The 21,620-nt window shown below is 67.7% G+C and carries 19 protein-coding genes; 12 read left to right on the plus strand and 7 right to left on the minus strand.

Annotation, left to right across the window (positions count from 1 at the left end):
- Window positions 1-21: 21 nt before the first annotated feature.
- The 4 genes from RAB70_RS03190 to rpmH all read right to left on the minus strand — a co-directional run bounded on the left by RAB70_RS03190 (window position 22) and on the right by rpmH (window position 5,230).
- Window positions 22-2,763 carry a tetratricopeptide repeat protein gene (locus RAB70_RS03190; RefSeq protein ID WP_148827846.1) on the minus strand — a complete coding sequence of 914 codons (2,742 nt, stop codon included), beginning with the start codon at window positions 2,761-2,763 and terminating at the stop codon, window positions 22-24.
- Window positions 2,764-2,864: 101 nt separating this feature from the next.
- Window positions 2,865-4,595, minus strand: coding sequence for a membrane protein insertase YidC (yidC, locus tag RAB70_RS03195; RefSeq protein WP_148827845.1), 1,731 nt, complete (start codon window positions 4,593-4,595; stop codon window positions 2,865-2,867).
- Window positions 4,596-4,613: 18 nt separating this feature from the next.
- Window positions 4,614-5,051 (minus strand): ribonuclease P protein component, encoded by a 438-nt coding sequence (gene rnpA / locus RAB70_RS03200; RefSeq protein ID WP_026144197.1) that lies wholly within the window; start codon window positions 5,049-5,051, stop codon window positions 4,614-4,616.
- A gap of 38 nt (window positions 5,052-5,089) precedes the next feature.
- Window positions 5,090-5,230, minus strand: a complete 141-nt coding sequence (rpmH, locus tag RAB70_RS03205; protein WP_003469983.1) for a 50S ribosomal protein L34 — start codon at window positions 5,228-5,230, stop codon at window positions 5,090-5,092.
- 261 nt (window positions 5,231-5,491) lie between these two features.
- On the opposite strand from rpmH, the gene dnaA reads away from it, so the two are divergent.
- From dnaA to RAB70_RS03265, 12 genes are all read left to right on the plus strand, one after another.
- The gene (dnaA, locus tag RAB70_RS03210) at window positions 5,492-6,832 is read left to right on the plus strand and encodes a chromosomal replication initiator protein DnaA (RefSeq protein ID WP_026144198.1); all 1,341 of its coding nucleotides are present in this window, start codon (window positions 5,492-5,494) and stop codon (window positions 6,830-6,832) included.
- A gap of 274 nt (window positions 6,833-7,106) precedes the next feature.
- Window positions 7,107-8,207 carry a DNA polymerase III subunit beta gene (dnaN, locus tag RAB70_RS03215; RefSeq protein ID WP_148827844.1) on the plus strand — a complete coding sequence of 367 codons (1,101 nt, stop codon included), beginning with the start codon at window positions 7,107-7,109 and terminating at the stop codon, window positions 8,205-8,207.
- Window positions 8,208-8,686: 479 nt separating this feature from the next.
- Window positions 8,687-9,787, plus strand: coding sequence for a DNA replication/repair protein RecF (gene recF / locus RAB70_RS03220; RefSeq protein ID WP_148827843.1), 1,101 nt, complete (start codon window positions 8,687-8,689; stop codon window positions 9,785-9,787).
- 112 nt (window positions 9,788-9,899) lie between these two features.
- A complete protein-coding gene (gene gyrB, locus RAB70_RS03225) occupies window positions 9,900-12,362 on the plus strand; it encodes a DNA topoisomerase (ATP-hydrolyzing) subunit B (protein ID WP_017915838.1) in 2,463 nt (820 codons plus the stop codon).
- A 78-nt stretch (window positions 12,363-12,440) separates the two neighbouring features.
- Entirely contained in the window at window positions 12,441-13,286 is an 846-nt protein-coding gene (locus RAB70_RS03230) for a CPBP family intramembrane glutamic endopeptidase (RefSeq protein WP_148827842.1), read from the plus strand.
- Between the two features lie 68 nt (window positions 13,287-13,354).
- Window positions 13,355-14,161 (plus strand): M48 family metallopeptidase, encoded by an 807-nt coding sequence (locus RAB70_RS03235; protein WP_026143554.1) that lies wholly within the window; start codon window positions 13,355-13,357, stop codon window positions 14,159-14,161.
- A gap of 159 nt (window positions 14,162-14,320) precedes the next feature.
- On the plus strand, window positions 14,321-15,514 hold the full coding sequence (locus tag RAB70_RS03240; protein WP_148827841.1) for a lipopolysaccharide assembly protein LapB: 1,194 nt from the start codon (window positions 14,321-14,323) through the stop codon (window positions 15,512-15,514).
- Window positions 15,515-15,666: 152 nt separating this feature from the next.
- Window positions 15,667-16,341, plus strand: coding sequence for an energy transducer TonB (locus RAB70_RS03245; RefSeq protein ID WP_242082628.1), 675 nt, complete (start codon window positions 15,667-15,669; stop codon window positions 16,339-16,341).
- A gap of 97 nt (window positions 16,342-16,438) precedes the next feature.
- Window positions 16,439-17,203, plus strand: coding sequence for a TonB-system energizer ExbB (gene exbB, locus RAB70_RS03250; RefSeq protein ID WP_010340667.1), 765 nt, complete (start codon window positions 16,439-16,441; stop codon window positions 17,201-17,203).
- A gap of 40 nt (window positions 17,204-17,243) precedes the next feature.
- Entirely contained in the window at window positions 17,244-17,669 is a 426-nt protein-coding gene (locus RAB70_RS03255) for a biopolymer transporter ExbD (protein ID WP_010340666.1), read from the plus strand.
- A gap of 3 nt (window positions 17,670-17,672) precedes the next feature.
- Window positions 17,673-18,086, plus strand: a complete 414-nt coding sequence (locus tag RAB70_RS03260; protein WP_010340665.1) for a biopolymer transporter ExbD — start codon at window positions 17,673-17,675, stop codon at window positions 18,084-18,086.
- A gap of 319 nt (window positions 18,087-18,405) precedes the next feature.
- Window positions 18,406-18,813 (plus strand): biopolymer transporter ExbD, encoded by a 408-nt coding sequence (locus RAB70_RS03265; RefSeq protein WP_148827839.1) that lies wholly within the window; start codon window positions 18,406-18,408, stop codon window positions 18,811-18,813.
- 194 nt (window positions 18,814-19,007) lie between these two features.
- On the opposite strand, the gene RAB70_RS03270 is transcribed toward RAB70_RS03265, so the two are convergent.
- The 3 genes from RAB70_RS03270 to cls form a co-directional block, all read right to left on the minus strand.
- Entirely contained in the window at window positions 19,008-19,760 is a 753-nt protein-coding gene (locus tag RAB70_RS03270) for a pyridoxine 5'-phosphate synthase (protein WP_148827838.1), read from the minus strand.
- A gap of 14 nt (window positions 19,761-19,774) precedes the next feature.
- Window positions 19,775-20,041 carry a hypothetical protein gene (locus RAB70_RS03275; RefSeq protein ID WP_010340662.1) on the minus strand — a complete coding sequence of 89 codons (267 nt, stop codon included), beginning with the start codon at window positions 20,039-20,041 and terminating at the stop codon, window positions 19,775-19,777.
- A 102-nt stretch (window positions 20,042-20,143) separates the two neighbouring features.
- Window positions 20,144-21,616, minus strand: a complete 1,473-nt coding sequence (gene cls, locus RAB70_RS03280; RefSeq protein WP_148827837.1) for a cardiolipin synthase — start codon at window positions 21,614-21,616, stop codon at window positions 20,144-20,146.
- Between the last annotated feature and the right edge of the window lie 4 nt (window positions 21,617-21,620).

Here is a 21,620-nt window from a genome sequence, read left to right on the forward strand (position 1 = left end):
CAGGTTCGGCGGCGCGATGGATCACAGCGTTTGCAGCTGGCCGCGGACGTAGGCGGCCGACGCTCCGTTGGGTTGCAGCTCCAGGTAGGTCTGGAAGGCGTGCTTGGCCTTGGCCGCATCGCCGAGCTGGCGGTAGGCGTCGCCCAGGTTGACGTAGGCCACCGCGCGCGAGGGATCGATCTTCAGCGTGTTCTCCAGCCAGCGCACGGCCTGCGCGTACTTGCCCTGACGATAGTAGATGAAGCCCAGGTTGTTGGCCGCCAGCGCGAAGTCCGGGCGCAGCTTCAGCGCCTCGGTGAACTGCGCTTCGGCCTCGTCGTAGCGCTTCTCCTTGTACAGCTGCAGGCCGCGATCGTTGGCGCGCTGCGCACGCTGGCGGTCGGACACCGGGCCGGCCGCGGCCGGCACCGCCAACGGGCGTTCGCCACCCTGCAGGTCCTTGACCACCACCGCCGGCTTGGACGCAGCGGGCGGTGCGTCGGCGCTGCTGGCGCCGGCGTTCGGGGTCGCGGTCGATGCCGGCGCCGCCGCATCGACGCGGTCGTTCATCGCGATCGCCGCCGAGGACAGCTGCTGGGTGCTGGCGGTGAGGAATTCCTCGCCCTCCGGTACCTGCAGCACGAACTCACCGCCCTGCGAACCGGGCAGGCTGCCGAACGCGGGCGTCTGCTGCGAGATGCTCGACACCGCCGGCGCCACGTAGGCGGCCAGCTCGGTGCCGGTGATCAGGCCGTCGCCGTTGAGATCGGCCTTGCCCGACAGCGCCTGCAGCAGCACCCAGGTGAACACCGAATGGCCATTGGGGCCGCTGTCGGCGACCTGCTGGTCGGCGCCGCCGGCGGTGAGCATCTGCCGGGCGATGCGCCGCGCGTTCTCGCGCAGGTAGGCGCTGGTGCCGCCGCCGCGGGTCAGGCCCAGGCCGCTGTAGCACGCGTCCATCACGAACAGCACGTGCTTGGCTTCCAGGCTTTCGGCGATGTCCTGGATCTCGGTCATCGGAATCGCGTCGGTGGCGAACTGCGCCGGATCCGAGTCGGCGGGCACGATGTAGCCGAGGTCGCGGCCGGAGGCCAGCTTGCGGGTCGCACCGTGGCCGGCGAAGAACACGAACACGCGGTCGTTCTTGCCGACGCCGCCGTGTGCGAGGCGATCGTGGAAAGCGGCCAGGATGTTGTTGCGGGTCGCCTCCTGGTTCTTCAGCACGATCACCTGCGACGACGGGAAACCGAAGCTGCCGGTCAGCGTCTGCGCGATGGCCTGCGCATCGTTGGCCGCGTACTGCAGCTTGGGCCAGTGCGCGTAGTCGTCGATGCCGATGACGATGGCCCACGACTTGTCGTAGCCGCTGGTCACCGGCGGTGCGGCGGCATTGCTGGCCGCGCGCGCCACGCTGAAGTCGCGCCCGTTCCAGGCGGCGAACTGGTAACCGTCGGCGCTGAGCCGGTCCAGGATCTGCGGCAGCGCCTTGACGGTGCGTTCGTGGATGTCGTGGAACAACAGGATGCCGCGTTGCTCGCGGCCGACCTGCTCGAGCACGCGCTGTACGATCGACTCCGGCACCGGGTCGGCCCAGTCCAGCGAATCCACGTTCCACATCACCGACTTCAGCCCGGCCTCGCCGAGGATCTGCATGCCCTCGGCGTTGCGCGCGCCGTATGGGAAGCGGAACAGCGGCGCACGCTTGGCGTCGACCGCGCGCAGCATGCGGTCGGTGTCGAGGATCTGGCTGCGTAGCGCGGCGCCGGTTTCCTTGGACAGTTGCGCGTGGGTCAGGCTGTGGTTGCCGACGGTGTAGCCCTGCTCCATCAGGCTGCGGCTGACGCTGGCCAGCGGCGACAGGTCGACCTTGCCATCCGGCTCCAGCTTGCCCAGGTTGCGGCCGACTTCGAAGAACGTGGCCGGCACGTCGTAGCGCTTGAGGATGGCGACGATCTCGTCGGTGTACTCGCGATGCGGGCCGTCGTCGAAACTCAGCACCACGGTCTTCGGCGGCAGGTCGCGGCCGAACACCTCGCGGTCGCTGTCCTTCATCGACATCGGGTACGGGGTGATCACGCCGTAGTCGCGCAGGATCGCCTCGCGCGTGTACAGCGTGCCCAGGTGGGCGACGTAGTCCTCCCACTTCTCGCGCTTCTGCACGATCGCGCGGGTACGGTCGAAGCGGCTGAAGATCGCGGTGATCTCGCGGTTGTAGGTGCGTTCGATCTCGTCGAGCGCTTCCAGGTCTTCGCCGATGCGCTGGTGCAGCTTGATCGCCGGCAGCGAGGAGTCCTTGCCGATGCGCACCTGCCAGTCGGCGAGAATCTCGCGGAATGCCAGGCGGTCGGCGTCGTACAGGTCCGGAGCCGATTCGACGTAGTCGAGCAGGCTGCCGACCGCGGCGAAGCGCTGCGGGTCGGGCAGCGCCAGCAGCGCATCGAACTGCTTGGCCAGCGCCTCGCGGCGCTCCAGGCCCTCGTGGAACAGCTGCTGGCCGACGCTGCTGGAGGTCTGTCGGTCGGCGGGCGACTGCTTGGCCTCGTCGGCCAGCAACACGATGATCTTGCGCTGCGCCGCCAGCTGCGCCTGCAGGCCTTGCAGCAGCGTCGTCGCCTGGGCCTGCAATGCGGGAGAGCCTGGAATGGCGATCGCCGGCGCCGATGTCGCGGGCTTGGACGGCGTCGCCGCGCTGTCGGCAGGCGTGCGCTGGCACGCGGCCAGCGCCAAGGCGAGCAGGCCGATCACGGCGACGGACGGCGACAACGGACGATGGCGCTTGCGCATGACCACGGACTCGCGAGCAAGGCGCTACGGGAACAGCGCAGACGCCGGCGCCTTCCCCGGCCGCATGCGCAACGCCCGCCGGAGGGCGGGCGTTGTCGGGTTTACTTCTTGGCCTTGGCCGGCGGCTTGCCGCTGCCGCCACCACCGGCAGTGGCCGGTTCGCCGTGGCGCTTGGTCATCCACCACTGCTGCAACAGGCCCAGCGAACCGTTGGTGACCCAGTACAGCACCAGACCGGACGGCACGAAGGCCATCATCACGCCGAACACCAGCGGCATGAACTGCATCATCTTGGCCTGCACCGGATCCATGCCCGGCGACGGCGTCAGCTTCTGCGTCAGCCACATCACCGCCACGTTGATCACCGGCAGGATGAAATAGGGATCGCGCGCGGTCAGGTCCTGGATCCAGGCGAACCACGGCGCCTGGCGCAGTTCCACCGACTCCACCAGCACCCAGTACAGCGCGAAGAAGATCGGCATCTGGATCAGCACCGGCAGGCAGCCGCCCATCGGGTTGATCTTCTCCTTCTTGTACAGCTCCATCATCGCCGTCTGGAACTTCTGCTTGTCGTCGCCGTAGCGCTCCTTGAGCTGCTGGATGCGCGGCTGGAACTTGCGCATCTTGGCCATGCTCTTGTACTGCGCGGCCGACAGCGGATACAGCATCAGCTTCAGCAGCACCACCAGGCCGACGATCGACCAGCCCCAGTTGCCGAGCAGGCTGTGCAGGTGGCTGAGGATCCAGAACAGGCCCTGGCCGAGCAGCGCGGGCAAGGTGTAACGGCTGTAATCGACCACGCGATCCAGCCCCTTCACCTGCTCTTTGGCGATGAGATTGACCAGCTTCGGGCCCACCCACAGTCGCGCTTCGGTGCTGGCGCTGGCGCCCGGCGCCACTGTGAAACCGGGGCCGCGCGCTTCGACCACATGCCGCGGGCCGTCGTTGGACAGCACGAACAGGGAATCCTGGTCGTTCTGCGGAATCCAGCTGGTGAAGAAGTGGTGCTGCAACAGCGCGATCCAGCCACCCTTGACCGTCTGGTTCAGCGGGCCGTCGTCCAGATAGTCCTTGAACGCGCGGCGCTGGTAGCCGTCGGCCGGGCTAAACCAGGTGGCGCCGTTGAAGCTGAAGGAATCCGGGTTGGTCATGCCGCGGCTGACGATGGTCGGCACCCGGCTCAGCTTGCGGAACACGTAGCCCTGCCACGGCTTGCTGCCGTGGTTGACGACCTCGTCGCGCACCTGCACGGCGTAATGGCCGCGCTGCAGGGTGTACACGCGACGAATGGTCACGCCATCCGGACCATTCCACACGAACGGCACCTGCAGGCTGTCCTGGCCCTTGGCCAGCACGTACTCCTGGCCCGGGTGTTCGGGGCGGAAGCCGCCCGGGCCCGGCGACGGCGAGTTGTGCTCGCCGACCCAGCCGCTGGTGGCGGTGTACGGATGCGCCGCGTCCTCGGTCAGCAGCTGCACCGGCGGGCTGCCCGGCTGCTTGGTCTGCGGGAACAGCAACAGGTCGGCGTCGAACACGCTGCGACCGTCCAGGGTCAGGCGCAGCACGTCGGTGGTGACGGTGACCCGCGGCGCGGCGCTGGCCGCGGCGGTCTCGGGCGTGGTGCTGGCCGGCGCGGTGCCGGGCACCGTGGCCTGCGGAACGGCCGGGGCATGCGTGGCGCCGGCATCGGCGTCCTGCGCCGGCGGCACCGTGGTCGCTGCCGCGACCGTCGCCGCGGTGGCGTTCGGCGCGTGTTCCTTGTTCCACTCCATCCACAGCAGCGCCGCGACCATCAGCCAGGCGAAAATCAGGAAAAGGCGGGTCTGGTTCATCGGACAGGCAAGCTCGGCTCAGCCAGAAGCAGGTTCTGACGTGGATGTGGGGGAAGAAGGACGATCGGGCGGCGGCATTGTGCCGTCCGCGGCCGGGGCCGGCAATGCGCCGGCGCGACGCAGCAGGCGCAGATAGGCCTGGCGCAGCTGCTCGCCGCTGGCCTGGGCGGCGGCGCTGCGCGCCACCACCACGTAGTCGCCGGGCTTCAGCCACGGCAACAACTGCCGCGTGGCGTCGCGCAGCACGCGCTTGATGCGATTGCGCACGACCGCGCGCTTGTCGACCTTGCGCGACACCGCCAGACCCAGCCGCGCCGGGTGCGGCGCACTGCGCCAGTGCAGGCTCATCAGCGGCTCGGAACAGCGGCGCGCGGCATCGAACACGACGCGGTATTCCGCAGACGTGCGAACCCGCGCAGAGCGAGGAAATCGCCTACGCGGGTCGGGATGATTCACGGTCCGGATTGCAGGCGCCGCCTGGGGCGGCGAAGCAATCAAGCGCTCAGGCGCTTGCGGCCCTTGGCGCGGCGACGGGCCAGGATCTTGCGGCCGTCGGCGGTGGCCATACGGGCACGGAAGCCGTGGTCGCGCTTGCGCTTGAGGTTGCTGGGCTGGAAGGTGCGCTTGGTGGCCATCGGGGCGCTCTGATCTGAATGGGGCGGAAAGAACCGGAAATTCTATAGGACCACTCACGCCGCGGTCAACTCCCTGTATTGACGACGGCACAGGCCGGCCACGCCAGGCCTGTGGATGGATCTGTGAATAGCCGTGGGAAAACCATTCCCGACCCTGCGCGCCGGTGGTAGTCTGATCCATCCGCTTTCCTCTCCCACCGGCCGAATGCGCCGCGCCCGAGCGCGCCCTTCATGCCCGGTCTATCGACGAATTTAGATCTGATGGATGCTTGGCCCCGTTGCCTGGAACGTCTGGAAGCCGAATTTCCAGCCGAGGACGTTCACACTTGGTTGAAACCGCTGCAAGCCGAACAGCGCCATGACAACAGCATGGTGCTGTACGCCCCGAACGCCTTCATCGTCGAGCAGGTGCGCGAGCGCTACCTGCCGCGCATCCGCGAACTGCTGACCTACTTCGCCGGCAGCGGCGAGGTGCTGCTGCAGGTCGGCTCGCGCCCGCGTGCGCCGGAACCGGCGGCCGCCCCGCCCAGCGAGACCGCGGCCGCACGCACGCCGGCGCCGCCGTTGCTGGAGCCGTTCGCCGGCAACCTCGATTCGCACTACACCTTCGCCAACTTCGTCGAAGGCCGCAGCAACCAGCTCGGCCTGGCCGCGGCGGTGCAGGCCGCGCAGAAGCCCGGCGACCGTGCGCACAACCCGCTGCTGCTGTACGGCGGCACCGGCCTGGGCAAGACCCACCTGATGTTCGCCGCCGGCAACGCCATGCGCGAGCAGAATCCGAACGCGCGGGTGATGTACCTGCGCTCGGAACAGTTCTTCAGCGCGATGATCCGTGCGCTGCAGGACAAGACCATGGACCAGTTCAAGCGCCAGTTCCAGCAGGTGGACGCGCTGCTGATCGACGACATCCAGTTCTTCGCCGGCAAGGACCGCACCCAGGAAGAGTTCTTCCACACCTTCAACGCGCTGTTCGACGGCCGCCAGCAGATCATCCTGACCTGCGACCGCTACCCGCGCGAGGTCGAGGGCCTGGAGCCACGGCTGAAGTCGCGCCTGGCCTGGGGCCTGTCGGTGGCGATCGATCCACCCGATTTCGAGACCCGCGCGGCGATCGTGCTGGCCAAGGCGCGCGAGCGCGGCGCGGAGATCCCCGACGACGTGGCGTTCCTGATCGCCAAGAAGATGCGCTCGAACGTGCGCGACCTGGAAGGCGCGCTCAACACGCTGGCGGCGCGCGCCAACTTCACCGGCCGCGCGATCACCACCGAGTTCGCCCAGGAAACCCTGCGCGACCTGCTCCGTGCGCAGCAGCAGGCGATCGGCATCCCCAACATCCAGAAGACCGTGGCCGACTACTACGGCCTGCAGATCAAGGATCTGCTGTCCAAGCGGCGCACGCGCTCGCTGGCGCGGCCGCGGCAGGTGGCGATGGCGCTGACCAAGGAACTGACCGAACACAGCCTGCCGGAGATCGGCGATGCGTTCGCCGGGCGCGACCACACCACCGTGTTGCACGCCTGCCGGCAGATCAAGCACCTGATGGAAACCGACGGCAAGCTCCGCGAAGACTGGGACAAGCTGATCCGCAAGCTCAGCGAGTAGTGCGGCGGCCCGGGTGGCCGACGCCGGATAAATCGGTGCATGACTTCGCGACAAATCCGGGAGAAACTGTGGATAAAGCGCGACGCGGCGGCGACGGCAAAACTATCCACAGGTTTCCCCACCAGTTCCGGGACAGTAGTACACGGGATTGATGGCGCTAAAAATCTTTTGTTTTCAGTGGTTTGAGCTACATTTGCACCGAATTTAGCTCTACCATCACCACCAAGCTTTTGATTTATTCCACATCTTTTAAAGCATAGGGGCACGGAACCACATGCGTTTCACACTGCAGCGCGAAGCCTTCCTCAAGCCATTGGCGCAAGTCGTCAATGTGGTCGAACGCCGCCAGACCTTGCCGGTTCTGGCCAACTTCCTGGTGCAGGTGCAGGGTGGCCAGCTGTCGCTGACCGGTACCGATCTGGAAGTGGAAATGGTCTCGCGCATTGCGGTCGACGATGCCCAGGACGGCGAAACCACGATCCCGGCGCGCAAGCTGTTCGAGATCGTGCGCGCCCTGCCCGATGGCAGCAAGGTCACCGTCTCGCAGTCCGGCGACAAGATCACCGTACAGACCGGGCGTAGCCGCTTCACCCTGGCCACGCTACCGGCCAACGACTTCCCGTCGGTCGACGAAGTGGAAGCCACCGAGCGCGTGGTGGTGCCGGAAGCCGCGTTGAAGGAACTGATCGAGCGCACCGCGTTCGCGATGGCGCAGCAGGACGTGCGCTACTACCTCAACGGCCTGCTGTTCGACCTGCGCGACCAGACCCTGCGCTGCGTGGCCACCGACGGCCATCGCCTGGCGCTGTGCGAGACCGAGCTGGAGAACGCCGGCGGCGCCAAGCGCCAGATCATCGTGCCGCGCAAGGGCGTGACCGAGCTGCAGCGCCTGCTGGAAGGCGGCGAGCGCGAAGTCGAGCTGGAAGTCGGTCGTGCGCACGTGCGGGTCAAGCGCGACGATGTCACCTTCACCTCCAAGCTGATCGACGGCCGCTTCCCCGATTACGAAGCGGTGATCCCGATCGGTGCCGACCGCGAGGTCAAGCTGGATCGCGAGATCCTGCGCGCAGCACTGCAGCGTGCGGCGATCCTGTCCAACGAGAAGTACCGCGGCGTGCGCGTGGAAGTCTCGCCGGGCCAGCTGAAGATCAGCGCGCATAACCCGGAACAGGAAGAAGCGCAGGAAGAAGTGGAAGCGGACACCAAGGTCAGCGACCTGGCGATCGGCTTCAACGTGAACTACCTGCTCGACGCGCTGTCCGCGCTGCGCGAGGAGTTCGTGGTGATCCAGCTGCGCGACGCCAACTCGTCGGCGCTGGTCCGGGAAGCCAGCAGCGCCCGCTCGCGTCACGTGGTGATGCCGCTGCGTCTCTGACGGTTCCCGTTCGTGTTCCACGTGGAACACGTGCGAAAGCGACCCGGCCTTCGTGCCGGGTTTTCTTTTTGTTGGGCTCCAAGATCAACGCTCCCGCACTGAGAGGGATCCGTTGCCACGGGAGGCCCGCGCAGCTTGCACCCTTGCATTACCCGGCCAAGACGCATCGGCCGTGACTGTGTCTGCAAAGAGACGGGCTCCGGCACCTCGGCGGGATCACACCATTATCGAAGCGCCAGGAGGCCGTGCGGCAAGACAACGTGCCTGTGATCGCCTGGCCGACCCTCTTACCCACGCCTCCACCGTCCCGCGGGAGTCCGTCCTCCCAATCATGCAGAGGTTGCTGGCAGGCAGCGCTGCCAGTTTCCCGAGCGCGGCCGTCCTGACAGCGCCCATCAGCCGTTTTGGGTATGCTGCCGCCCTACCCCAAGCCCCGATCTGCGTGCGCCCGGTGCGAGCGCCTTCGCCTCTATCCCCGCATGCACGTCTCCCGTCTCGACTTCCACCACCTGCGCCGGTTCGCGGCGCTCGAGCTGGCGCCCGCGCCTGGACTGAACCTGATCACCGGCGACAACGGCGCCGGCAAGACCACGGTGCTCGAGGCGATGCACCTGATGGCGTATGGCCGCAGCTTCCGTGGTCGCGTGCGCGATGGGCTGGTCAGCCAGGGCCAGGACGCACTGGACGTGTTCGTCGAATGGCAGGAGCAGTCGGCTGAAGCCGGCGCGACACGCCGGCGCCGCGCCGGACTGCGCCACAGCGGTCAGGAATGGCGTGGCCGCCTCGACGGCGAGGACGTCGCCCATCTCGGCACCCTGTGTGCGGCGCTGGCGGTGGTGACCTTCGAGCCGGGCAGCCACCTGCTGGTCAGCGGCGGCGGCGAGCCACGGCGTCGCTTCGTCGATTGGGGCTTGTTCCACGTGGAACCTGACTTCCTGTCCCTGTGGCGACGCTATGCTCGCGCGCTCAAGCAGCGCAATGCGTTGCTCAAGAGCGGCGGCAGCGGCGCGGCGCTCGATGCCTGGGATCACGAGCTCTCCGAGTCTGGCGAGCCGTTGACCTCGCGCCGCCAGGACTACCTGGACAGGTTGCTCCAGCGCCTGCTTGCCCTCGCCCCGGATCTGGCGCCGGCGCTGGGTATCTCACATCTGCAGTTCGCGCCCGGCTGGCGCCGCCAGGAGGTGTCGCTGGCCGACGCGCTACTGCTCAACCGCGAACGCGACCGTCAGCTCGGCTATACCTCTGCCGGTCCGCACCGGGCCGACTGGAGCCTCAGCTTTGCCGAGATTCCCGGCCGTGATGCGCTCTCCCGCGGCCAGGCCAAGCTCACCGCCCTGGCCTGCCTGCTGGCGCAGGCCGAGGACTACGCCGAGCAGCGCGGCGAATGGCCGGTGATCGCCTTGGACGATCTGGGCTCGGAGCTGGACCGCCACCACCAGGCCCGGGTGCTGGAGCGCCTGCGTGGCGGGCCGGCGCAGGTCTTCGTCACTGCCACCGAGACCCCGCAGGCGCTGGCCGACGTCAGCCTGCCGATCGCCCGGTTCCACGTGGAACATGGCCAGATCCTGGCCGTTTCCTAGGCCGCCGCGGGTCCGGCGGCCCGGGCTGCTATAATTTCCGCCAATCCCCTATCCAGCGGCGCGAACCGGCCCCGGCCTGTCTTCGCCGCCTCGTGGAGCCTACGGCACCCGCATGACCGACGAACAGAACACCCCGCCCAGCAACGGCAACTACGACGCCAACAGCATCACCGCCCTGGAAGGCCTGGAGGCGGTCCGCAAGCGGCCCGGCATGTACATCGGCGACGTCCATGACGGCACCGGTCTGCATCACATGGTGTTCGAGGTCGTCGACAACTCCATCGACGAAGCCCTGGCCGGGCATGCCGACCACGTCGCGGTGACGATCCACGCCGATGGTTCGGTCTCGGTGTCGGACAACGGCCGCGGCATCCCGGTCGGCAAGCACGCGCAGATGAGCGCCAAGCTCGGCCGCGAGGTCTCCGCCGCCGAAGTGGTGATGACCGTCCTGCACGCCGGCGGCAAGTTCGACGACAACAGCTACAAGGTGTCCGGCGGCCTGCACGGCGTGGGCGTCAGCGTGGTCAACGCGCTGTCGGAGAAGCTGCTGCTGGACGTGTTCCAGGGCGGCTCGCACTACCAGCAGGAATTCAGCAACGGCGCGGCCGTCGCGCCGCTGGTCAAGCTTGGCGAGACCACCCAGCGCGGCACCACCGTGCGCTTCTGGCCATCGGTGGTGGCCTTCCACAACAACGTGGAGTTCCACTACGACATCCTGGCCCGGCGCCTGCGCGAGCTGTCCTTCCTCAATTCCGGGGTCAAGATCGTGCTCGCCGACGAGCGCGGCGAGGGGCGTCGCGACGACTTCCACTACGAGGGCGGCATCCGCAGCTTCGTCGAGCACCTCGCGCAGCTGAAGACCCCGCTGCACCCGAATGTGATCTCGGTCACCGGCGAGCACAACGGCATCACCGTGGACGTGGCGCTGCAGTGGACCGACTCCTACCAGGAGACGATGTACTGCTTCACCAACAACATCCCGCAGAAGGACGGCGGCACCCACCTGGCCGGCTTCCGCGGCGCGTTGACCCGCGTGCTCAATACCTACATCGAGCAGAACGGCATCGCCAAGCAGGCCAAGATCAACCTGACCGGCGACGACATGCGCGAAGGCATGATCGCGGTGCTGTCGGTGAAGGTGCCCGACCCGAGCTTCTCCAGCCAGACCAAGGAGAAGCTGGTCAGCTCCGACGTGCGCCCGGCCGTGGAAAACGCCTTCGGCGCGCGCCTGGAGGAGTTCCTGCAGGAGAACCCCAACGAGGCCAAGGCCATCGCCGGCAAGATCGTCGATGCCGCCCGCGCCCGTGAGGCCGCGCGCAAGGCAAGAGACCTCACCCGTCGCAAGGGCGCGCTGGACATCGCCGGCCTGCCCGGCAAGCTGGCCGACTGCCAGGAAAAGGATCCGGCGCTGTCGGAGCTGTTCATCGTCGAGGGCGACTCGGCAGGCGGCTCGGCCAAGCAGGGCCGCAACCGCAAGAACCAGGCGGTGCTGCCGCTGCGCGGCAAGATCCTCAACGTCGAGCGCGCGCGCTTCGACCGCATGCTGTCCTCCGACCAGGTCGGCACGCTGATCACCGCGCTGGGCACCGGCATCGGCCGCGACGAGTACAACCCGGACAAGCTGCGCTACCACCGCATCATCATCATGACCGACGCCGACGTCGACGGCGCGCACATCCGTACCCTGCTGCTGACCTTCTTCTACCGGCAGATGCCGGAGTTGATCGAGCGCGGCTACGTCTACATCGGCCTGCCGCCGCTGTACCGGCTCAAGCAGGGCAAGCAGGAGCTGTACCTGAAGGACGACAACGCGCTCAACGCCTACCTGGCCAGCAGCGCGGTCGAAGGCGCGGCGCTGGTTCCGGCCAGCAACGAGCCACCGATCACCGGTGCGGCGCTGGAGAAGCTGCTGCTGCTGTTCGCCAGCGCCAACGAGGCGGTGGCGCGCAATGCGCACCGCTACGACCCGGCGCTGCTGAGCGCGCTGATCGACCTGCCGCCGCTGGACGTGGCCCAGCTCGAGAGCGAGGGCGAGACGCATCCGAGCCTGGACGCGCTGCAGGCGGTGCTCAACCGCGGCAGCCTGGGCTCGGCGCGCTACAGCCTGCGTTTCCAGGCGTCCAACGCGCAGCGCCCGGCCACCCTGCTGGTGGAGCGCCGGCACATGGGCGAGGAGACCACCTATGTGGTGCCGATGGCGGTGTTCGAGAGCGGCGAGCTGCGGCCGCTGCGCGAGATCGCGCGGGAGTTGCATGGGCTGGTGCGCGAGGGCGCGCAGATCGTGCGCGGCAACAAGACCCAGGCCATCACCAGCTTCGCCCAGGCCTACGCCTGGCTGTTCGAGGAGGCCAAGAAGGGCCGCCAGATCCAGCGCTTCAAGGGCCTGGGCGAAATGAACGCCGAGCAGCTGTGGGAGACCACGGTGAACCCGGATACGCGTCGCCTGCTGCAGGTGCGCATCGAGGACGCGGTCGCCGCCGACCAGATCTTCAGCACGCTGATGGGCGACGTGGTCGAACCGCGCCGCGACTTCATCGAAGAAAACGCGCTGAAGGTCGCCAACCTCGATATCTGACCCTGGCGGTCCCCGCCCTGGCGTGCGCCAGGGCGGGCGTCCCGCTGTGCCTTCCGCCCGCTTCCGCACAGGATCGCGATGACCGCACCGCCGTTGCCCGCCACCCCGCTGCCGTTGCCTTCCGCGCCGCCGGCCCGCCCGCGCCGGCCGATCCTCGGTTTCTTCCTCGACGTGCTGCTGGCGGCGGTGGTGCTGCTGGCGGTGAGCGTGCTGTGCGGCCTGGTCTGGGGCGTGATCCGCGGCTTCCAGCTGGCGATGGAACTGAAGGCGCAGGGCGTGCCTGCCGATCGCCTGGCCGCGCTGGTCGCGCAGCAGGTCGGCCAGCCGGGGGCGCTGGCGCAGTTGCTGATCGCTTTGGTCAGCACCCTGTCCGCGGCGCTGCTGCTGTACTTCCTGCGGCGTCCGGCCAGTGCCGCCGAGCGCCGCGCCTCCTGGCACGCGGCGCGCGCACCCGCGACCTGGGGCTGGGTGCTACTGGTCGCGGTCGGGGTGTTCGTCGGCAGCGCGACGATCTCCGCGCTGGCGGCGCAGATCGGCATCAAGCCGGTGCCGACCAACCTGCCGTTGATGCAGGACGCAATGGCGCAGATGCCGCTGTTCCTGTGCGTGTTCGCGATCGTGATCGCCCCGGCCTACGAGGAACTGCTGTTCCGCCGCGTGCTGTTCGGGCGGCTGTGGGACGCAGGCCGGCCGCAGTTGGGCATGCTGCTCAGCGGCGCCGCCTTCGCCCTGGTGCACGAAGTACCGGGGACCACCGGCAACAGCCTGGCCGCCACCGCGCAACTGTGGCTGGTCTACGGCGGCATGGGCGCGGCGTTCGCCTGGCTGTACAAGCGTACCGGCACCTTGTGGGCGTCGATCGCCGCGCATGGCCTCAACAACGCAATCGCGGTCGCCGGACTCTACTGGTTTGGCGCAACCTGAAGGTTTGTTTGACGAAATGTTAAGACGCGGCCCCCCACACTGCGACGCGTGTTAGGAGGGGGGACCGTATGAAGCAAGTGGTACTTGGCGCATCGCTGGCGATGCTGCTGGCAGCGTGTGCGACGACGACATCGCCAACCGGGCGCACCCAGGTCGTGGGCGGCATCTCGCAACAACAACTCGACCAGATGGGCGCGCAGGCGTTCGCCGAAGCCAAGGCCAAGGAACAGCTGGACACCGATCCCAAGCGCAACGCCTACGTGCGCTGCGTGGTCAACACCCTGGTCGCGCAGTTGCCAGAGCAATGGCGCGGCACCGGCTGGGAAACCGCGCTGTTCAACGACAAGGAACCCAACGCGTTCGCCCTGCCCGGCGGCAAGGTCGGGGTCAACAGCGGCATCTTCAGCGTGGCCAAGAACCAGGACCAGCTCGCCGCCGTGCTCGGCCACGAGATCGGCCACGTCATCTCGCGTCATCACGAAGAACGCATCACCCGCCAGCTCGGTGCGCAGGCAGGCCTGAGCGTGATTGGCGCGTTGGCCGGTGCCCGCTACGGTCAGGGCGCGGCCGACACCGTCGGCCAGGTCGGCGGCATGACCGCGCAGACCCTGTTCCTGCTGCCCGGTTCGCGCCAGCAGGAAACCGAAGCGGATGTCGTCGGCCAGCGCCTGATGGCGCAGGCCGGATTCGACCCCGCGCAGGCGGTGGATCTGTGGAAGAACATGATGGCCGCCGGCGGCGCACGTCCGCCGCAGTGGCTGTCCACCCACCCCGATCCGAGTGCCCGCATCGGCGAGCTGCAGCGCGACGTCGCCGCGCTGGAACCGGTGTATGCGCAGGCGCGCAGCGCCGGCAGGACGCCCAAGTGCGGCTGAGTCGTCCGTCGTCCCCGTGTCCGTCGCCGGCACTGTCACAGAAAACGCATCCAAAAACGTTTTCACGGCGTACAGGTTTCTGATAGGTTTGCTGGCTCGGCCGAGGAATGGCCGCTCCGTCTTCCGTGCCGCTCCGGGCGGTTTCCACCGAGGTGACCCATGAAATTCCGCATTCGCAAGCAAGCGTTGTTGTCCCTGGTGATCGCCGCCGCCCTCGGTGGCGCGGTGGTGACCGATGCCGCTGCGCAGAGCGATCGCACCGACCACCGCTCCTCGCGCAATGCGAAGAACGAGAAGGCGGCGGTGCTGTTCCCCAATGCCGAGCGCAAGGAGCCGACCGGCAAGCCGTCGTCCAAGCTCGGCAGCAAGCTGCAGAAACTGATCGACACCTACAACAAGGGCGAGGACTACGCGGCGGTGCGCGCCCAGGCCGATGAGATCCTGGCCAACAGCGGCGCCAACGAGTACGACAAGTCGGTCGCCGCGCAGCTGGCCGCCCAGGCCGCCTACAACCTCGACGACAGCAAGGCCGCGCAGGCGTACCTGAAGCAGGCGATCCAGTTCAACGGCCTGGACAACAACGGCCACTACCAGTCGATGCTGATGCTGGCGCAGCTGCAGCTGCAGGACGAGCAGACCGCCGAAGGCCTGGCCACCCTCGACAAGTTCCTCGCCGAAACCAAGTCGACCCGCCCGGAAGACCTGATCCTCAAGGGCCAGGCGCTGTACCAGGCGCAGCGCTACCAGGAAGCGATCCCGGCGCTGAAGCAGGCGATCGCCGCGTCGCCGGAGCCGAAGGACAGCTGGAACCAGCTGCTGATGGCGTCCTACGCCGAAGCCGGCCAGACCGGTGAAGCGGTCAAGGCCGCCGAGGCGCTGGCCGCCAAGTCGCCCAACGACAAGAAGGCCCAGCTCAACCTGGCCAGCATGTACATGCAGGCCGACCAGATGGACAAGGCCGCGGCGGTGATGGACAAGCTGCGTGCCGCCGGTCAGCTGACCGACGAGAAGGAATACAAGCAGCTGTACTCGATCTACGCCAACACCGACGGCCACGAAAAGGACGTCATCGCGGTCATCAACGAAGGCATGCAGAAGGGCATTCTGAAGCCGGACTACCAGACCTACCTGGCGTTGGCGCAGTCGTACTACTACACCGACCAGCTGCCGCAGGCGATCGAGAACTGGCAGAAGGCGGCGCCGCTGTCCAAGGATGGCGAAACCTATCTCAACCTGGCCAAGGTGCTGCATTCGGAAGGCCGCGTTGCCGAGGCCAAGCAGGCCGCGCAGCAGGCACTGGCCAAGGGCGTCAAAAAGCCGGAAGACGCCAAGAAGATCATCAACCTGAAGTAGCACGCAAAAAAAGCCCCCGAAGACCAGTGCTGAAAGTAGTGCAGGTAACAGGGATTGGTATAAGCTTGGAGGTTCCTGCGGTGTCATTGCCGCGTGAACTTGGGTTCCGCTCCACCGCGGAATCCGCCCCCCTTTAATTGAGTCATTGGCGCATGACGGAACAACTGGTCATCCATCGGCAGTACGACAAAGATGACGCCTCCGGCCTCAGCTGGCCGCGCATCATCGGTATTGCCTTCGTAATCGCGCTGCATCTTGCGGCGCTGATGTTGCTGCTGATTCCGGCCGTTGCGCCCAAGGCGGTGGCGGAGAAGGAACGCAACATCATGGTCACCCTGGTGGACGCACCGCCGCCGCCTCCCCCGCCGCCGCCGCCGCCGCCGAAGCCGCCGGAAACTCCGCCGCCGCCGGTGAAGAACCTCGCGCCGCCGAAGCCGACCCCGCTGCCGCCGCCGCCGGAAGCCCCGGTGATCGACGTGCCGGAGCCGCGCCCGAACGACGTGGCCACGCCGCCGTCGCCGCCCGCGCCGCCGGCCGCACCCTCGGACATCAGCGCTAGCGTCGATATCTCGTCGAAGAACATGAACCCGCCGAAGTACCCGCCGGCTGCATTCCGGTCGGGCGCGCAGGGCGAGGTGATCCTGATCATCGATGTCGATGCCAGTGGTAACGTCACGAACGTTGCCGTCGAGAAATCCAGCCGCAACCGCGACCTGGACCGCGCCGCCATGGAAGCAGCGCGCAAGTGGCGGTTCAATGCCGCTGTCGTCAATGGACAGAAGACCGCCGGCCGCGTCCGCGTCCCGGTCAACTTCGCGCTGAACTGATACAAAGGTTGCGCGGACCGGCGCACCGCCGGTCCGCAGACCCTGTCTACTCTTTGCACCACCCTCATCACCACCACACACAACAAAGGTAAGCGTCATGCTGCAGGAAATTTTCATCGCCGCTGCTGCGGGGGGCAACAACGCATCGAACGCCCTGTCGCAGATGGGCTTCGAGCACCTGATCACCGAAATGACCTCCAAGCCGGGTGACTTCGCCGTCTCCTGGGTGGTGCTCATCACCCTGATCATCATGTCCGCCTCGTCCTGGTACTGGACGATCATCAACATCTTCCGCGCCACCCGTCTGAAGAGCCAGGCCGACCGCGTCACCAGCCTGTTCTGGGACACCCCGAACGCCCAGGACGCCATCCGTGCGATGGAAGAGCAGCCGGCCTCCGAGCCGTTCTCGAAGATCGCCCTGGACGCCGCGCAGGCCGCCGCGCACCACCAGCGCGCCGAAGCCGGCACCGGCACGGGCCTGGGCGAGACCCTGAGCCGTTCGGAGTTCGTCGACCGCGCCCTGCGTCAGGCCGTGACCCGCGAAAGCACCAAGCTGCAGTCGGGCATGACCCTGCTGGCGACCGTCGGTGCGACCGCGCCGTTCGTCGGTCTGCTGGGTACGGTGTGGGGCATCTACGGTGCGCTGATCAAGATCGGTGCCACCGGCTCCGCCTCGATCGACGCCGTGGCCGGCCCGGTCGGTGAAGCGCTGATCATGACCGCGATCGGTCTGTTCGTCGCGATCCCGGCCGTGTTCGCCTTCAACTTCTTCAGCAAGGTCAACAGCTCGGTGATCGCCAAGTTCGACACCTTCGCTCACGACCTGCACGACTTCTTCGCCACCGGTTCGCGCGTTCGCTGATCCCGGCTAAGTCGTCCACGCAACGTTAACGGAGCCCGTTATGGCTTTCAGTAGTGGTAACAGCGGCGGCCCCATGGCCGACATCAACGTCACGCCCCTCGTGGACGTGATGCTGGTGCTGCTGATCATCTTCATCATCACGGCACCGCTGATGTCCCACAAGGTCAAGGTGGAACTGCCCCAAGCCAACTTGAAGCAGGATCCGGACAAGGACGACAAGCGTTCGAATCCGATCACCCTGGCGGTCAAGGAGGACGGGTCGCTGTACTGGAACGATGAGCCGATTTCCAAGGAAGCCCTGGAATCGCGCTTCTCGACCGCTGCACAGCAGACCCCGCAGCCGCCGCTCAACCTGCGTGGCGACCGCACCACCAAGATGCGCACGATCAACGAGATCACCAAGATCGCGCAGAGTCAGGGCATGCTGGACGTCGGCTTCGTTGCGACCAAAGAGAAGGGGAACTGAGCCATGGCGTTCAGCTCAGGAGGCGGCCGTGGTCCCATGGCCGACATCAACGTCACGCCGCTGGTCGACGTGATGCTGGTGCTGTTGATCATCTTCATCGTGACCGCGCCGATCATGACGTACCCGATCGACGTGGATCTGCCGCAGCGAGTCATCAACCCGCCGCCGCAGTTGCGCGATCCGCCGCCGCCGATCGATCTGCGGATCGATGCGTCGAACCAGGTGTTCTGGAACAACAGCCCGGTGGCGGTGAGTGCGCTCCCGCAGATGATGGAAAACGAAGTCCAGCGCGATCCGACCAACCAGCCGGAACTGCGAATCGATGCCAATCCGGATTCCGAGTACGAAGTGATGGCCAAGGTGCTGGCCGCCGCCAAGAACTCGGACATGAAGAAGATCGGCTTCGTGCAGCAATAAGTTTCACCGTAATCCGTTTCACCGCAACACCTCAGTCATGACGCGACTGCAAACGCCACCGGCAACGGTGGCGTTTTTTTATGCGTGCATGGTTGGCTGCCCTGCCCGTTGCGACGATGCCGGCCTGCGGTCCTGCGTGTCGCGCGTCGCGTCGTCCGCCTGGCCGGGCGTGCTTCGCGCTCGCCTGCTCGCCTCTCGGCCTGAGCAGTCCGATGCGGGACCACTCCGAGCCTGCCCGCCTGTCGCCGCCCCTCGCACACCGCCGCGCCGCGGGTGTAGGCTGGTGGCGCGACACCACAACACCCACAGGAGGCTGGCCATGGCGTTCAGTGCTGCAGGGAATCGGGGACCGCTGGCGGAGATCAATGTCACCCCGCTGGTCGATGTGATGCTGGTGCTGTTGATCATCTTCATCGTCACCGCGCCGATGCTGACGCGGACGATCGCCATGGACCTGCCGCAGCGGACGCCGGCACTTTCCAGGCCCTTGCCGCCACCGGACCCGATCCAGTTGCGCCTGGACGCCAGTGGCCAGTTGTTCTGGAATGCCGCGCCGCTGGCCTTGCGCGATCTACAGCCGCGGCTGCAGGAGGCGATGGCGCAGGCGGCCGGCAATCCGCCCGAACTGCGCATCAATGCCAGCCCGGACGCCGACTACGAGGCCATGGCCAAGGTGCTGGCGGCGGCCAAGAACGCCGACGTCCAGCGCATCGGTTTCGTGCAGTAACAGGCGGTCTGTGGTGCGACGCCACCATTGCCGGTGGCGTCGCGTGCGTCGGGAACTCGCGCCTTTCCGCTTGCGGGAGGCAGCGAACGCCCAGGTTGATCGGATTGCGCCGATCGCGACAACCTTGCTGCACGCGATCGCTGCGCCCGCGACGCCCGCAAGTTCCAGGGAGCCAGGCCGCGCTGCCGCCTCGCTCAGCGTGCCCCGGCCAGCACCGCCAGATAGGCCTTCACCGTGGCGTCGAGCCCGGCGTAGAGCGCCTCGCCGATCAGCGCGTGGCCGATCGACACTTCCAGCACGTCCGGGACCGTCGCCAGGAACGCGCCGAGATTGGCCTGGGCCAGATCGTGGCCCGCGTTGACGCCGAGCCCGGCCGCCTGCGCGCGGCGTGCGGCATCAGCGAACGGCGCGGCCGCGGCGCTGTCGCCCTGCTCCCACGCGGCGGCATAGGGACCGGTGTACAACTCGATGCGGTCGGCGCCCAGTTCGGCCGCCACCGCCAGATCCGGGTTGTCGGCATCGACGAACAGGCTGACCCGGCAGCCCAGGGCCTTCAGTTCAGCGATCAGAGGGCGCAGGCGGTCGCTGTCGCGGCCGAAGTCGAAACCGTGGTCGGAGGTGAGTTGGCCGTCGCCGTCGGGCACCAGGGTGGCCTGCGCCGGACGCGTCTGCGCGCACAGCGCGATCAGTCCCGGATAGCCGGGACGCGGCGGCGCGAACGGGTTGCCCTCGATGTTGAATTCGACGCCGCGCTCGCGGGTCAGCTCGGCCAGCGCCAGCACGTCCTCGGCATGGATGTGGCGCCGGTCCGGGCGCGGGTGCACGGTGATGCCGTGCGCGCCGGCGTCCAGGCAGGCACGCGCGGCGTCGAGCACGCTGGGCAGGTCGCCGCCGCGCGAATTGCGCAGCACCGCGATCTTGTTGACGTTGACGCTCAGCTTGGTCATCGCCGGCGAACCGCTTACGGTGCCGCGGCGTCGTCGCTGGCGGCGGCCGCGGCGCGGCGCGCCTCGGCCTGCTCGCGCAGGCGGCGCAGTTCTGCCGGGTCGATCATCGGCATCGCGTCGCGCTGGCTGGCGTCGCCGATCTTGGCCACGTACCAGCCGCGCGCCCAGGCCAGCAGAAAGGCCAGCGCGGCCAGCAGGCTCACCACCAGCAACCACATGTGCGGCGTCGTGAACGCCAGAACGAAAGCACCCAGCGCGAGCGGCAGAAAGAGCCAGTACATGACGATCTCCCCAAGGATGGCGCAGTGTAGCGCCGCCGGGTGTGCCGGTTCCACGTGGCGTGGCGGCCGGCGCGCGCCGCTCCCGGCGCCGGGGCGCCGCGCTTACAGCAGCGGCGAGGTCAGCCGCGCCACCGCCTCCGGCAGCCGGTAGCGCCACAGCGAGCGCTTGCGGTCGTCGCGCACGCGCACCGCGTCGGCCATCTCGCCTTCCAGCAGCTCGGCCAGCTGCCGGGTCAGCCCACGGTCGCGGAACAGCGTGGCGACCTCGAAATTGAGCCGGAAACTGCGGTTGTCGAAGTTGGCGCTGCCGACCAGGCACAGGTCCTCGTCGGTGATCAGCGCCTTGGTATGCAGCATGCGCGGGCCGTACTCGTAGATACGCACGCCGGCCTGCAGCAGCTCGTCGAAGTACGAGCGCGCCGCCAGTGTCACCAGCCGCGAGTCGCTGCGCTTGGGCACCAGCAGGCGCACGTCCAGCCCGCCCAGCGCCGCCGAGGTCAGCGCCATGCGCGCGGCCTCGCCCGGCACGAAATACGGCGTGACCAGCCACACCCGCCGCTGCGCCTCATGGATCGCCGCCACCTGCAGGCGATGGATGCTTTCCCACGACGAATCCGGCCCCGACACCAGCACCTGTGCCTGGATGCTGCCGGCGTCGCGGCTGGGCATGTCGCTGGGCCAGATCCGCGCCATGTCGAAGGCGTCGCGGCCCTGGCGGGTGGCGTACAGCCAGTCCTCCACGAACACCAGCTGCAGGCTGCGCACCACGTGGCCCTCGCAGCGCAGGTGCAGGTCGCGGTAGGCGTCGGCGCGCAGCGCCTCGTTCTCTTCGTCGGTGACGTTGATGCCCCCAGTGAAGGCGATGCGGCCGTCGATCACCACGATCTTGCGGTGGGTGCGCAGATTGACCCAGGGCCGCTTGAACTTGAACGGCCGCAGCAACTGGGTGGGATGGAACCAGGCGACCTCGGCGCCGGCCTCCAGCAGCGGCCGCAGGAAGCGCTTGCGCACCTGCGAGGAGCCGACCGCATCCAGCAGCAGCCGCACCCGCACCCCGGCGCGGGCGCGCTCGACCAGCGCGTCGCGGATGCGCGTGCCGGTGCGGTCGGGATTGAAGATGTAGTACTCCAGGTGCACATGGTGCTGCGCGGCGCCGATGTCGCGCAGGATCGCCTCGTAGGTAGCGGCGCCGTCGACCAGCCACTGCACCGCGGTGGCCGAACTCGGCGCCAGGCCGGTGGTGGCCTGGGCGATCTTGGCCAGCTCGGTGCAGTCGGCGTCGGGTGGGCACACGCTGCTGTAGTGCTCCATGCCCGAGCGCGAGCGGCCGCGGCGCAGGCGCTGCCGCTTCACCTTCTGCGGGCCCAGCAGGTAGTAGATGACGAAGCCCAGGTAGGGCAGGGCGCCCAGCGACAGCACCCAGCTCAGCGTGGCCGCCGGCTCGCGCTTCTGCAGCACGATCCAGCCGCTCAGCCACAGGATGTACAGCAGGTAGGCGACGGTCAGATAGGCGCCGATGTGCGGGATGCCGGTCAGCCGGTCCCAGGTGTTCTGCAGAGTCGCGATCACGAGCATCGGC

The sequence above is a fragment of the Xanthomonas sontii genome (genome assembly GCF_040529055.1).
In the GTDB taxonomy this organism is placed as follows: domain Bacteria; phylum Pseudomonadota; class Gammaproteobacteria; order Xanthomonadales; family Xanthomonadaceae; genus Xanthomonas_A; species Xanthomonas_A sontii.